Origin of the sequence: Niveispirillum irakense DSM 11586 (genome assembly GCF_000429645.1) — a bacterium.
Taxonomy (GTDB): Bacteria; Pseudomonadota; Alphaproteobacteria; order Azospirillales; family Azospirillaceae; genus Niveispirillum; species Niveispirillum irakense.
Genome location: NZ_AUCG01000021.1, coordinates 99,746 through 113,695 on the forward strand (window position 1 = coordinate 99,746; position 13,950 = coordinate 113,695).

The following is a 13,950-nucleotide window of genomic DNA, read 5'->3' on the forward strand; positions in this document are numbered from 1 at the left end:
TCGCGTCCATCCCATGTTCCCAGGCCTGCCAGGAAAAATTGGGATCAGGTCCGGCGGAAAAAGATCGGCAGGCCCGGTGGAGATATCTCCCCACCAGGCCGGAACCGGTCAGCGCCGGGCGCTGTGCAACTCGGCGCTGGCACCGACATCCATGGCCAGACGCGGCGCGGCAACACGGGCCTGCGGGGCAGCACTCACAGCGGTGGAGACAATTTCGGCCCCATTCGGACCAATACGATAAAGGCGGCCATCGGCACCACGCATCAGCATCTTGCTCTCCATCTGATTTCAATTGTAGGCGAACAGTGAAAGAGCCCTGGGCATCCTTCGCCGCAGACGGTAAAACAGCGTATGGCATTTAAAACGTGAACTGGTTCACAGCGATGTATGTAGATATCGCGTTAGTTTGTTTGCCTGTCCCATCGCCCGATGGCCTGATCCTGTAAGGACGAGGTTACCAATGACCACCCTGCGCGCTGTGAACGCCGTAAACAATGATGTGCCGGAATGATGTGCCGGTCTATGAGCCCCATGACCTGGAAGTGGACGGCCAGCTCATCAGTCATAATGTGTGGGTGGACGGGCACCGGACCAGCGTGCGGCTGGAAGCGGTCATGTGGCAGGCCTTGCATGAAATTGCTGATCGCGAAATGCTGACCATCCATCAGGTGATCACCATCGTGTCCCGCCGGCAGCACCAGAATGCTTCGCTGACGGCAACGATCCGTGCCTTCCTGGTCGCCTATTTCCGGGCCCTTTCCAAGGGGAACCGGTCCTTGATGCTGCGGGAAGTGGCAGGCGGCTGAACACGATAGGACGCCAGCGGGTGGCGGCGGGCCGGATGACGCGCCCGCAAGCCGCTGTACGCCCCGGCTCTTCATGCCGACGCCTCAACCCTGACAATTATCCATATGTCAGGCCCCTGCAGGCAGGGGGGAACCGGCCCTCACCTGTTCCTCCGTTGGGAGGATGAGGGCGAGCAGACCATAGCCCCCCTTTTCCAGAATATCGGCAAGGGCCGTCCGTTCGGACAGGGCTTGAGTTGTCAGGCCAATCCGGGCCAGGGCGAGGATGCGTCCATACCGTGCCCAGACCATATGAAGGCGGGCGTTACGCCGGGTGGTTCCCACCTCCGCCCTTTCAATCTCGGCCAACCCTTCCACCCCCTGACCAAGATTGATCATCGCCAGCCCGCGCCGGACCTGTAAAGGGTTGTCCAACAACGGGGAGCCCGCAGCCCCCGACAGGGCCAAGCCTTGGCGTGACAGGGTGAAAGCCTCGTTATAGTGGCCCAGCCGGACCTTGACCTCCGCCGCATAGGTACGGGCGAAGATGCGGTTGAACGGATAGTGCCCGGTATCGGCCAGGTGCAGGGCATGCATGACAAATGTGTCGGCTTCCGCAGGCCGGTCCATATAAGACAGGCAGCGGGCACGCATGATGGCGGTCACCATCGCGCTATCGACCATCAGGAACCGACCGGGCGTGTGGTTTTCCCAAGCCCGCTCTTCCCCCGCCCTTTCCAGCAGGGACAGCGACGCGGCAAGCTGCCCATGCTCCAGCAGACAGCAGGCGGCCAGGATCATGACCTCCGGATGGGGGGCTGATGCGCCCACATGCTGACTGAGCGTGAGGGCTTGTTGCGACAACGCAACTGCATGACGCAGGTCGCCATAGACCCATTCATAACTGATCTGCTGGACCAGCCCCGCCAGGGCGCTTTCATCATCACCGGCCTGTCGCGCCAGAAGAATGGCATCATCAAGCGCTTCCATGGCGCGCGCATGCAGACCAGCCGGCATGGCGGCACGGGCAAGCGTCAATCGCAGATCCACGCCGGCGCGGTGTTTCTCACTCCCCGCTGGCATCCGGTCATTGGCATTGATTGCCAGAGCAAAGAGTGAAACCGCTTCTGCGGCCAGGGAGCGGCGCAACGATTCCATGCCGGCTTCCCGGCCGGCTGCCAGGGCGACAGGCCAGAGTTGCGCCTGTCCCGCATGACGCGCCTGGGCGGCACGACGGCCGGGCAGGCTGGCGAAGTCAGCCATATCCAGCAAGTCAACCAGACGGGTATGAAGACGCTGCCGGTCGCGGCGGGTGATCCCCTCATAGACCGCTTCATGCAGCAGCGCGTGATGGAATGAATATTCCAGGCGCGGCAGAAGCCGGGTCTCATCAATCATTCCCGCAGCCGCCAGGCCACCAAGGGGCAATGTCTGTACCGATTGGCCGATCAAGCCCGCCAGAAGTGCCGCATCAAAGGTCGGGCCGATCACGGCGGCGGCCCGCAATGTATCCCGCAAGGGGTCTCGCAGCACATCGGTACGGGCGGCAAGCAATGCCTGTACCGTGTCGGGCAGATGGCCCCGTGCCGGCACGCCCAGTCGCATCGCACCGGGGGAACCAGTGACCACCCCCTGATCCTGCAGCACCCGCACGCATTCGACTAAAAAGAAGGGATTCCCCTGGGCGCGGCGCAGCAGGTCGGCCTTCACCGGTGCCAAAGCCGGGTCCATGCCCATCCGGCTATCCAGCAGCGCCCCTGCCTCTTCTGAGGTGAGCGGTGCCAAACGGTGGCGCTTGACCGCCAGCCCTATATCCAGCGCGGGAGGAAGGACCTCTTCCCGGCTGCTGGCCAGCAGCATTACGGGATGCCCCACCATACGCGGCAACAGGGCGGAGAGAACGGTGAGGACTTCTGTCCCCGCCCAATGCAGATCCTCCACCAGCAGCAGCAGCGGCCGGGTGCGTGCGCCGGCTGCTGCAATATCTGCAATGGCGCCTGCGGCCAGGACCAGACGGTTTTCACCGGCTTTAGGGCGCGCGGCATTGGCATCATTATGCAGCAGCAGGGAAAGTGATTGAGCGCCCTGGTCCGAGGCACCGGCGGCCATGATCAACGCCAGCGTCTCTTCCCGGGTCGCCGGCAGGGGGCCATCCAGCAATTCTGCCGTCAATTCGTGCAGAAGGCTGGGGGCGTCCAGTGGCATGATCGCAGGCACCGCCCATTCAACCACACGGACACCGCGCCAGCGCGCATCGGCAGCCAAAAGGGCCATCAGCTTGGACTTACCCAAGCCGGCCTCCCCCGTCACCATATGCAAGGCGGGAACCACACCGCTGCCCGATACCGGCATCCGCCCGGTCAGCACCGATAAGGCATCCGAGAGCGTGCGGCGCAACCTGTCACGCCCAACCATCGGGGAGGCATCGCTGGCCTGGAGACGGCGGCGGCGAATACCCATCACCTGGAAAGCGGAAAGCCTGTCGGTCGGGGTCAGATCCACAGGCTCAACCGCCTTCACATCCACCCAGTCGCCCGCCAGGGCCGCCGTGCTGTCTGCGATACGGATACTGTTCGGCACGGCCGATTGCAGCAGCTTGGCAGCCGCATTGACCGCCCGCCCGATAACCGGGGCACCGATGCGGGCCTGCATCGCCGCGCCATCCCATAAAACCTCACCAGAACAAAGGCCCAGGCGCAAGGCGATCTGATGATCGCGCCCCACCTCACGCAACATGGCATCCGCCGCAAAGCAGGCTCTTGCGGCATGGTTTTCCTGGGCCGCCGGGGCCCCGAAAATGGCGTAAACACCGTCCCCCAATGTCTGGCACAGGGTGCCGCCATACCGGGTCACATGACGGATCATCATGTCGATGGCGCCCGCCAACAGTTCGCGGGCATCTTCGGGATCCTGCGGCGCGATCAGATGGGTGGAGTTGACGATATCGCAGAACAGAATCGTGGCTGAACGGCGGTCAGACAGCCCTACGCCCTTCAGGGCGGCATGCGATCCGAAAAGATCGACGGGCGGCATATGTTCAGCCATCTCTGTCCACCCTCCTGGGGACAATGACCGGAACCGACTTCCGGTGCCCGGCCCGCCTAGTAGAATATGAATACCACTTTGGTGTGCCTTCATACAATAGCACCACCGTGATGACCCGCAAGCGCCGACTGCCCCGAAGCAGGAATGAAAAAATACTGGCTCGGGGCCAGGATGGATGGGAAGAGCGCCCTTCATCCTTTATTAGGCAAGATAGGGGACAATGCGGGCGCCGGAACGAACGGCCGGCATCATCGCTTCCGGCATTATCCTTGTGGGCACCTGCCCATTGTGGAATAATGCCTCTTGTCATTGTCGACCGTTCAAAGGGCATGGCCTTTATGAAGCCTGCGACGGGTTATACCAACCGCCCCACCTCCGAAGATCCGCGCGATGTCGAGGCCTGGGGCCTGACAGAAGCCGCACGGCGGCTGATCCACGCCCGGCAAACGCCGGAAAACCAGGATTTGCTGCGTCAGGCACTGTCCCTCAATCAGCGTCTCTGGACCATTTTCCAGACCTCCATGGTCGATCCGGAATGCCCGCTGCCGAAGGATGTTCGCGATAATGTTCTGGCACTCTCCATCATCGTGGACCGCCAGACATTTGATCGGCTGATCGACCTGGATGTCAGCAAACTGGACCGGCTGATTGATATCAACCGGGCCGTTGCCACGGGCTTGTCGCAGCGTCCGGTCGGTGCAGGCCCAGCACCGCAGCCGGTTCCACCGCAAAAGCCTGTGGGCACACCACCGCCCTCTGCCGGAAAGCTTAGTATTTCGATCTGATTTCGCTCCTGCCTCTACGCTCAGGCTGCGCCATTTAGATTGCATTTTATCTATTTCGCCGATATGGTAAAATCAGATGATGTGCTAGACTGTCCGCAAGGCAGGGGAGAGAAGGAAAGGGGTTCGGTCATGGCTATCAGCAGCGCCGCCAGCCTTTTCAGCAGCAACACAACCACGTCCCGCTCCTCGGCTGCGGACGTGCTGATGGCTGAGCAGGCCGTGAAGCAGCAGCAGAAGCTGCGCGAGCTGGAAAAGATCGCTGATGAAGTGACCTCCTACAGCGCCCAGAAGGAAAAACTGGATAAGAAGGCTGCTGCGCAGGCCAATATCCAGGTCCAGACTTTCGAAAAGCAGGTGCGCAAGTCACCTTACGCGACGACCAGCACGGCAACCGATATCGGTACGCTGGTCAAGGATACCACCCGGCTGAATGTTTACAGCAACCTGAAGAAGGGTGATAACGGCGACGTTTTCCGCTTCAAGACTCAGGGATCGGGAGAAATTCAGCTCAATACTGTTGCTGACCCTGGCCTGCGGGTACAGGTAGTGACCCGTTTTGGCGGTGTGGTTGCTGATAGCGCCGCCACTGTCGGGAAAAATTTCGATAACTTTAAGTCTCTCACCGAAGGCAACCTCAAGCTGCCCGCGGGGGAGTATTTCCTTAAGGTCACCCACGCTAAAGGCACGGCCCGTGATGAAAAGGGCAAGGTGATCGAGGATAAGAACTACGCCATGCAGCTTTCCATGGGCGTTTATCGTCGCGATTATGATACGGTTGCCCAACAGCCCCAGGCGGGGGACGGGATACCGCAACAATCCCAATCGCAGATTGAGCTGATGACGATGCTGCAGACCCAGTCCTATACGGATTTCGGTCTGTCAGGCACCCAGAAGCTGAGCAACGCGCTTCTCGGCTAATCTGCCGACGCGCCGACCGGGGCATGGCTCCGGTCAGACCTCTCAGGCAATCAAGCTGAATATCGTGGCCGCCGGGGTGGCACTGCCGCCATAGGCGGCCTGTGCCTGTTTGGCCTGCGCACTCAAACTTGCCGCTTCCCCCTGTCGCCCTTCGCTGTCGGCCTGCCGGGATTCATCTTCGGTGCTGCTGTTGCTGCGCAATTCTGATTGGGCTTGGGCTTTCGTTGCATCCGCCTGACTGGCAACGGCACGATCCTGCGGTGATGGTTCCGCCGGAGCCAGGGCGGCACGCTTGACCACCTCCATCTTCGTGATGGTCGCTTCCGGGTCGCCCCGCACGGGCGATACGTCAATCGGCACCTCACCGGCCGTGGCGTAGCGCCGTCCGTCCGGACCGGTGGTATATTCCAGCCGGATGCCCCCGGCATAAGGGCCGCCAACGGTTTTATGCGCCTGTTCGTGCTGGCGAACCTGCATGTCGGTTTTCTGCAGTTCCCGGATCTGGTCCCGCGCCTCCTGGGAGAGGTTGCGCTCCGCCGCGGGTGTGCCAGGAGGGGCCGCTTCGGCCTGCACACCAGCCTCTTCCACGCCCTCAGCCTGGGCAGCACCGGCCTGCCCTTGTGTCGATCGACGCAAGGTGGCGGGACTATAGGCGGTCGCGGCTCCCGGCAGTATCTGCATGGTCGGCGAAAAGTTGTCAGACAGACAGAAGATAAAGCGGATACTGGGTCGTTTCCAGCCCCGTTCAACGCCAACACCTGCCGATCCGATACAATTCCAACCGTCCTTGATCGTAACCAATCAAGGGAGATTTTGTTGTCTCTCAGGCCCCGGGCTCTGCCCCCCCAAAAATGCGAAATCCCGGCCCTCTTTCGGGAGCCGGGATCGACACGCCTTGCACCATGGGTAAGGGGCAGGTGCCGCCCGCTGCGATTACCGTTTCAGGTTGATCGTCTCCGTCAACATTTCATCCGTGGTCGTGATGACGCGCGTATTGGCCGTGTAGGAGCGCTGCGCCACAATCAGCTTGGTGAATTCCTGCGCGATATCGACGTTGGACCCTTCCAGGCTGCTCGCCTCCAGATAACCGGCACCGTTCAGGCCGGTTTCGGTGAAGCGGGCGCGGCCACTTTCCGCAGATTCTGTGAAGACTGCCCCGGTCTCCCGCTCCAGCGCATTGGCATTGTTGAACAGAACCACGGGTACCCGGGCGATGACGCGGCTGTTGCCATTGTCATATTTGGCCACCACGTCACCATTGCTGCGAACCTCCACATCCTGGAACGTGCCCTGGGCGCTGCCGTCGGCAATGTTGGTCGTCACGTTGATGGCGCTGCCGTTGAATTCCTTCAGACCACTGGCTTGGCCGAAATTACCAAGATTGAGCGAAATCTGCTGCGGACCATTGCCGTAATCGACGGTGAAGCTCACCTGGGCTGCTGCGCCCTCCTCCGTCACGGCACTGACAATGGCATTGCCCTCACCGACATTGGCGGCGCTCATGGCCGACAGGGTGCCAGCCCTCGCCAGACCGCCACTGGACAGCTGACCGCCAAATTCCAGGGCGATGTGGGGCGGTGTATTGCCCGACTGCGCCAAGGGAGTACCGAGGAAGGCAACACCATCCTGATTGGAGGTCAGGGTCAAAACCCCGCCTACAGCCGCCGCCTGGACGGGCAGGCCGGACTGGCTGACCGCCAGGGCAAGATTGCCGGCAATCTCATCCAGCGATACTTCCTGCCCCGTGGTGGTATAGCTGATCGTGCGGTTAAAGGATGGAAGGGTGGCTTGGGTGCCATCCAGAACCGTCGTGGTCTTGTTCGCCACCAGGTTCAACTGCCCCGACCCGGCGACATAGGCGTCCGCCCGGTAAGGGGCACCGAAATCATTGTTTACCTGCTGGGCGATTTCGGCAAACACGTCGTCATAGGTGGCGAAGTTGGTCTGGTTCTGCTCCGTAATCTGGACGGAGTAGGTATTGCCGTTCAGGCTGATCGCGACGCGCTGGCCCAACTGGGGGGTGTCCGTAGGCACCAGCGGGGGCGTCAGGGTGGTGAAGTCGAAGAGCCCCTCAGCCGGGGTCGGCGGAACAGCGGCTGTATTCGCAGGCGTGATCACCGGGTTCACCTGGATCGGGTCCGGGCTACGCACCGTCACCGAATAGACAGCACCCACGTCACCGGGCACACCGCTCAGCGAGATACGCTGGGTCTGACGGCTGCCGGTTATGTTCCCCTGCACTGTATCCACATAGGTGGTGTTGTTACCGGCGATGGAGTTGGTAACAGTGGCAGTGGAGGTAAAGTTATCGACGCCGTTCTGCGTGCCGCTCAGGGTCAGGGTATTACCGGAAACCGCGGCGACAACATTCCGCGTGGGAGAGTCCGCGTTCACCTGGGCCGCCAGGGCGGTCATCACACCAGCCAAATCCTTCAACTGACCAATATTGGCAGAGCTGACCGTGACCGTGTAAGGCGTGGCCACGCCACCCACAGTTGTTTCCACCTCAAAAACGTCACCGATATCAATGGCGGAACCAGAAAAGCTGATGGCTTCACGGCGCACAGTAGAGGTGGTGGCCGGGCTGGCAACGGGGGTGGCGACGGCGTTATTGGTCAGCGTGGCGTTGGTGACCGATGTGCTGACGGTGAAGCCTGTTCCAGGAGAAGAGGCCTTTAGCTGCAGGCGGCCATTGATCACGGTGGCAACCGCGCCGGTCGGGGGTACCGCACCATTGATCTGATCAGCAATCGATTGGGCAACACCAGCCAGATTGGAAAGCTGGCCGGCATTCTGCGCCGTGATGGTGGTGGAGAAGGGCGCGCCGTTTACATTGACGGTATAGACGTCGCCGATTTTGAATTGGCCACCCGACGTGCTGCTGAACTGCACATCTTCGATCTGGGCACGAGCCACACGGCCCGGCGTCAGGCTGGTCGACTGGGCGCTGACCGGGAAGCCTGGCAGGGTCCCGGTCAAAGGCAGGCTGCCAACGGCACCCGGCGCATCAATGGTCATGCGCCAGGTGCCTTCGGTCTGACCGGGGCGCCAGCCCAGCGTCAGGGTGCGGGGCGTACCCACCGCGTCATAAATCTTGATCTCTGTCGACTGGATCGGCTGGCCGGGCGTGGGGGCTGTCGGCAAGCTCGCCGCCAGGGTCACATTCCGGGTTGCAACCGGGCTGTCGATATCCGCCGTCACCTGGATCGGTGTAGCAGCGGTGGAGAATGTATTGTTCGCCTCATTATAGGCATAGCCATTCAGGGCAAAGCCGGAACGGTTCGCCAGGATGCGATCCTCATTCAGTTCGAAGCTGCCATCGCGGGTATAGAGCCGTTCCTGCCCCACCACCTCGCCAGCCGACAGGCGGCTGACGCTGAAGAAGCCCTGGCCACGGATAGCCAGGTTGGTGTTGCGATCGGCAACCGAAATCGTACCGGTCACGGTGTTCGCATAGCTCGGCCGTGCAACCACGCCGCCAGGGTTATGAACCTTGGAGTTGGACTGCAGCACCAGGTTGGTGAAAGCAGTATCAACGCGCTTGTAACCCGTGGTCTGCGAGTTGGCGATATTGTCCGAGATATGGCCGAGCGCCGCAGACTGTGCCTGCAGCCCCGAGATGCCGGTCGTTAAGGAGCCGAAGATGCTCATGGGATAACTCCCGCTAAAAATGATGGCGTGTCGCTCAGGTAAAAGCAAATTCGGTGCCAACCACACACAGCCAACCAACCAATTGTTTATCTTAGATTTTTTGATTTTCATCAGCCGGCAGAGAGTGCCGCACCCTTGGTGCCCGGCCGTTTTTGCCGATCCGGGGCGGATCGATTTGCCGGCCGCCATCGGCCCTCACATGCACAAAACGGATCGGGCCGGTCATGATACATGACCGGCCCGATCCCCTCCTGATCCCCAACAACGGGGAGGCACCAATGATTCCGTCTCAGTTGTTCCGGGGCGGAACAGTAAAGGCGCCGGTGCGGATATCCCCCCCCAGCCCCTCCAGAAAAGTGGCTGTCGTTTCCGCACCATGCTTGGCCAGCAGTCCATAGACGGCAGCCGTAACCGACATGGTGCCGATGACGTCATAAGGCACGCCTTCACGCGCGGCGTTCAGCCAATAGGCGTTGAACTGGTCAAACAGACGGATGCGCATGGCTTCATCGGCAGCTTCCGGCGCACTGCTGGCAGCCGCCGTCGCAATAAAATTCGTAGGCGCGGCAAAAGCGTTCATGTCAGTTTCTCCTCATCTCGAGTGTTGGCGTGTCAGGTCAGGAAGTTGATCAGGGACAGGGATTGCATGCGGCCGGCGACCGTATAGGCACCTTCCTGGGTGGTCATGGCCGCCTGCAGGCGGACGGCCACCTCGTCCTTATCCACCCCTTCGATCCCGGCAATTTCGTTCTTCACCTTGGTCAAGGCGTCCTGGTGCCGGGTTTGGGCATTGTCCATGGTGGCAGAGGCGTTAACGACGCGGGCATGCACGCCACGGATTTCGCTGCCGGCGCTGATCAGCGTGTTACGGGCATCCTTCATCAGGGTGCTATATTCACCCGGTCGGGAAATGGCCGCTGTCAACTGCCGCAGGCCGGTGACCAGTTTCTGGATCGCCGGATCGTTGCTGGTCACACCGTAATTGACCCGCAGCCCCTCATCCGGCGCCATATTCGCGATGTCATAGGCAGCGGCATTGCTGCCCATCGTGCGGTAATGGGCATCGTAGAAGGGCAGGTTGGGCGGCTCAACCTCCTCGCTGAACACGGTCATTTCAGCCAGCGGCGGAAGCTCGTTGGTGATCAACGCATTCTTATTGCCGGCATTATTCACCGACGCCGTGGTCTGGAACTCCGTGTTGGGCAGCTTGCCCGTCAGGACGATGTTGGTCGTGTCGGTGGGGTCGATGCTGGCGGTGACGGTGGATGCCGTATCGGCATTGATCTGCGCCACCAGCTTCTGGGTCACCAGTTCCGTGATGCCAATACCGGCAAGCGCCGCGTCATCCACATCCTTAGCACTGACGACATAGGAATATTTCGTCGGTCCCGCGATGATGACCTGCGGCGGCGCATTCTCGTTCTGGATGATGGTACGGGCGCCGATCTCCATATTGAAGACGTCGCCAACATCGGCCTCATCACCATGAAGCTTCACATTGTCGATCTGCGGATCGGTGGTGTTGGCCGCCTGGATCGTATAGGGCGCCTGCCCCGGATTAAGGGCGGCAGGTGCCGGCAGCACGCCATTGTCATGCATGCCATTGTCGTAAACCGCCGTCTTCAGGGTGAATTTCTCGGCCGGATCATTACCGGTCACCGTGACAATGCCGTTATGGGTGTTGATGGAGACGTTGAAGGGCGGGGTAAAAGCCCTGATCTGATCGACAATGCCGGTGCCCGCCGCATTGGTCAGCACCTCATCAAGGGAGGCTTCCGTGCCGGTCGTGGTATAAGTGAAGCGTTCACCGTTCAGCACCATCTCGTACACTTCATCGGCATCACCGCGCGAGCCGACAAGGGTGGTTCGCATCACCTGCTTGGCGGAAATGACATCGGTCACCGGCATGGTGTTGAGGCGTGATCCGCTGAAGAGATAGCGGTCGCCAACACGCTCGTTCAGCAGTGCCTCCAGCTCGGCTGTCATACCCTTGACCAGTTCCTTGGTCGCCGACAGATCGGGCCAGGAGACATTGAAGCTGGAGGTGCCAGGACCTTCCAGCTTCTCGATATTCAGCTTGATCACCGCCCCGTTGCCAGGGCCGCCATTAATGACGAACCGGTCAGCGTCAACCGCCGGGGGCACCTGCTTCAAGTTGATGGTATTGGTGGATTTGCCGCCCAACCCATCCACCACCGTCACATCGAAACTGCCGGCCGGCCCCGTTTCACTGGGCACGGCCGTGATGGTATATTTGGCTTCCGCTGTGAAGCGGGAGCCAACCGTATCCACCGACACTTTCATCGCGCCGCTGCTGGCGTTGGTAATGGCGGAAATGCTGGGTGAACCGGGTCCCGCTGGCAGGCGGGACACAGAGCTCAACTCCGTCACCATATCCTCCATCCGGGTCAGGACCGTGTCATAGGTCTTCACCCGCGTCATCACCTGGTCAATCGTCTGGGAATAACCCGTGCGCTGCGCCAGCTCTGTCCGCAGATCCAGCAGCTTCTGGGTCTGCGTGCCATAATAGGCAATATCCGTCGATTTCTTGCCGGAGTTAAGCTGCTCGGAAAGAGTTGCGATGTTGCTCTGGCCGCTGCCGAGGGCCTGCAACGTGGTGAGGTAGCTGCCATAGTTGCTGATCCGTGTCATCTGACGATGCCCTCGATCGCGTCCAACATATTGTTTACCGTCTGCATTACGCGCGCGGCGGCGGAGTAATTGCGCTGCAGCACCTGCAGCATGGCGATTTCTTCATCCATGTTGACGCCGGTGCTGTTGCGGTAGCGCAGTTCCAACTGGGATTTGAAATCCGTGGCGATGGTTGCCTGTTCCTGGGCGATCTTGCTGTTGGCGCTCCAGCTTCCGATCATGCCCGTGACCATGGAGCTGTAGCTGACGCCGGTCAGCCGAAGCCCATCCGCATTGACGGATCGGCCCGTCGCCGTGAGCGAGAGCGATACCTGAGCCACGGCGCTGGTCTTCACCTTCAATTCACCCGACAATAAAGCGGGATTGACGGCGATGTTGCCGGCATCAGTGCCAACAAAAAAGCGGTTGGGCAATTCGCCATCACCAACAGGCTGGGCATTGTTATAAGCGTCGGAAAAGCTGGTGGGCTCGCCGGGCTTGGTGGGGGCCAGGAAGGCCTGCCCCACCGCTTCAATCTGGGATTTCAGCTTGCGCAGGATCTCCGCGGCGGGCTGAGTACTGGCGGCCTGGGGCGGGTTTGTCTGGGAGCCATCAGCGGCCAGCTCCAGCAAGCCGCCCAACTGGCCATCCCGGATATGGCCATTAAGGGCCAGATCACTCGAAGACGAGCGCAGAACCCCATCCTGATAGCTGAACTTGGCAGGGGCGGCATCCACCAGCGACAGGCCGGAAGAGGTGAAAACCGATAATTTGCCATCCGCCCGTTCAACGGTGCGGATGCTCATCATGGACGCTACTTCGCGCACCAGCTGGTCGCGCCGGTCTTCCAGCGCCAGCGTGGGATTGCCGGTACCCCGCGTGGCCAGGATGTCGTTGTTCAGCTTGTCGATCGCGGCCAGCGATTCATTCAGCGTATTGACCGAGTTGGTAATATCGGTGTTGAGCTGCTTTTCGATATCGTCCACGCCCCTGGTCAGGCGCTGTAATTCGCGGGACAGATCATCGCCATACAACACGATCTGGCTTTGCAGCACGGCATCTTGTGGATTGGCGTCAAGTTGCTGCCAGGCAGCCTGGAATTTCTGCAACGCTTCCGTCAGCGGTGGGGTACCGGCGGTTGTTCCCAACAGGTCCGTGGCCTTGCGCATATAGGTGGAAAGGGTTGTGGCGCTGGATTGCTCGGACAGCGTCTGTTCCAACTGCACCCGCAACGCCGTATCCACCTGGCGCTTATACTGGGCGAAAGCGGCATTGCCATTGGCATCGACCGTCTGTTGCAGCGAATGCTTGGTACGATCCGGGTTATCGGCCTGGGCGACATTGTCCGCGACCACACCCAACTGCCCCTGGATCAGGCGCAGCGAGTTGTTCGTATTGTTCAGAACGCCAAAAAGGCTGGTCATCTTCGCGGTTCCCTGGCGATGGCCGGTTGGCCCGGATCTGCCCGGATTGGCAGGTCCGCCCACCAATATGCAATCAGTGGGCCACAGGGAACGCGCCTGATAAATAAAGCCTTATCAATAAGTTAGATGCACCCCCTATCGGCAGCACCAGCACCCCGGCAGATTCTGCCGCCAAGAAACCGGAGGAAACGGCAAGGTTGGCCGGGTCAGCCAAACCCTGACAGACAAAAGGCCCGCCCCCGGCAGGAGACAGGCCTTCACGTATAGATGCGACTGGAAATGCTGTCAGGCGGTGTGGACCGCAGCGGCCAGCAAGGACAGGCGGCTGCGGACAATCTGTTCCGCGATCAGCCAATGTTCCATATCCTTGCCCTGAGGCATCCCCTCCCCCAACCAGAGCAGATAGGCTTCCTGCGCCACCTGCTCGGTCGTTGGCTCAGCCGGAACCACGGTGGAAGAGCTTGCCTTCCTGGCAACCGGCTTTGTCGGCAGTTTGGGTGGGGCCTTCGCCCGCTTCTTCGGCGTGGCGGCCACAAGATCGGGCGGAGCGTCTACCGGGGCTTTCCCGGCTTTCGCCTCAATCACCGTGGCCTCGACAGGGGTGGAGGCGGTAGAAATTTTGGGCTTGCGGGGCATCGATCCAGATCTCCAGGGGGGCGGCAAGGGAGAAAGCAGGGTGGATCTGGAGGCAAATGGAAACCGCCTGACCGC

General features: G+C 60.8%; 11 protein-coding genes. 3 read left to right on the forward strand and 8 right to left on the reverse strand.

Annotation, left to right across the window (positions count from 1 at the left end):
- Nucleotides 1-108: 108 nt before the first annotated feature.
- A complete protein-coding gene (locus tag G473_RS30275; RefSeq protein WP_154667337.1) occupies nucleotides 109-270 on the reverse strand; it encodes a hypothetical protein in 162 nt (53 codons plus the stop codon).
- Nucleotides 271-494: 224 nt separating this feature from the next.
- Here G473_RS30275 and G473_RS26060 point away from each other — a divergent pair, with 224 nt between their 5' ends.
- On the forward strand, nucleotides 495-806 hold the full coding sequence (locus G473_RS26060; protein WP_051330088.1) for a ribbon-helix-helix domain-containing protein: 312 nt from the start codon (nucleotides 495-497) through the stop codon (nucleotides 804-806).
- Between the two features lie 108 nt (nucleotides 807-914).
- On the opposite strand, the gene G473_RS0109495 is transcribed toward G473_RS26060, so the two are convergent.
- Nucleotides 915-3,830: an ATP-binding protein gene (locus G473_RS0109495; protein ID WP_029012910.1), complete on the reverse strand. Its 2,916-nt coding sequence runs from the start codon at nucleotides 3,828-3,830 to the stop codon at nucleotides 915-917.
- 338 nt (nucleotides 3,831-4,168) lie between these two features.
- On the opposite strand from G473_RS0109495, the gene G473_RS0109500 reads away from it, so the two are divergent.
- Both G473_RS0109500 and G473_RS26065 read left to right on the forward strand, forming a co-directional pair.
- Nucleotides 4,169-4,615 carry a flagellar biosynthesis regulator FlaF gene (locus tag G473_RS0109500; RefSeq protein ID WP_035706551.1) on the forward strand — a complete coding sequence of 149 codons (447 nt, stop codon included), beginning with the start codon at nucleotides 4,169-4,171 and terminating at the stop codon, nucleotides 4,613-4,615.
- A gap of 129 nt (nucleotides 4,616-4,744) precedes the next feature.
- Nucleotides 4,745-5,533: a hypothetical protein gene (locus G473_RS26065; protein ID WP_051330089.1), complete on the forward strand. Its 789-nt coding sequence runs from the start codon at nucleotides 4,745-4,747 to the stop codon at nucleotides 5,531-5,533.
- A 42-nt stretch (nucleotides 5,534-5,575) separates the two neighbouring features.
- Here the strand turns inward: G473_RS26065 and G473_RS26070 are convergent, their stop codons facing one another.
- From G473_RS26070 to G473_RS0109535, 6 genes are all read right to left on the reverse strand, one after another.
- Nucleotides 5,576-6,169, reverse strand: a complete 594-nt coding sequence (locus G473_RS26070) for a putative metalloprotease CJM1_0395 family protein (RefSeq protein WP_245580027.1) — start codon at nucleotides 6,167-6,169, stop codon at nucleotides 5,576-5,578.
- A gap of 297 nt (nucleotides 6,170-6,466) precedes the next feature.
- Nucleotides 6,467-9,184, reverse strand: a complete 2,718-nt coding sequence (locus G473_RS0109515; protein WP_029012912.1) for a flagellar hook-basal body complex protein — start codon at nucleotides 9,182-9,184, stop codon at nucleotides 6,467-6,469.
- A gap of 289 nt (nucleotides 9,185-9,473) precedes the next feature.
- Nucleotides 9,474-9,764 carry a hypothetical protein gene (locus G473_RS26075; RefSeq protein WP_035706427.1) on the reverse strand — a complete coding sequence of 97 codons (291 nt, stop codon included), beginning with the start codon at nucleotides 9,762-9,764 and terminating at the stop codon, nucleotides 9,474-9,476.
- A gap of 32 nt (nucleotides 9,765-9,796) precedes the next feature.
- Entirely contained in the window at nucleotides 9,797-11,836 is a 2,040-nt protein-coding gene (locus tag G473_RS0109525; RefSeq protein WP_029012913.1) for a hypothetical protein, read from the reverse strand.
- Nucleotides 11,833-13,239 (reverse strand): flagellar hook-associated protein FlgK, encoded by a 1,407-nt coding sequence (gene flgK / locus G473_RS0109530; protein ID WP_029012914.1) that lies wholly within the window; start codon nucleotides 13,237-13,239, stop codon nucleotides 11,833-11,835. The genes G473_RS0109525 and flgK overlap by 4 nt, the downstream gene beginning before the upstream one ends.
- Nucleotides 13,240-13,524: 285 nt before the next feature.
- Nucleotides 13,525-13,875, reverse strand: a complete 351-nt coding sequence (locus tag G473_RS0109535) for a DUF2934 domain-containing protein (protein ID WP_029012915.1) — start codon at nucleotides 13,873-13,875, stop codon at nucleotides 13,525-13,527.
- Nucleotides 13,876-13,950 lie beyond the last annotated feature (75 nt).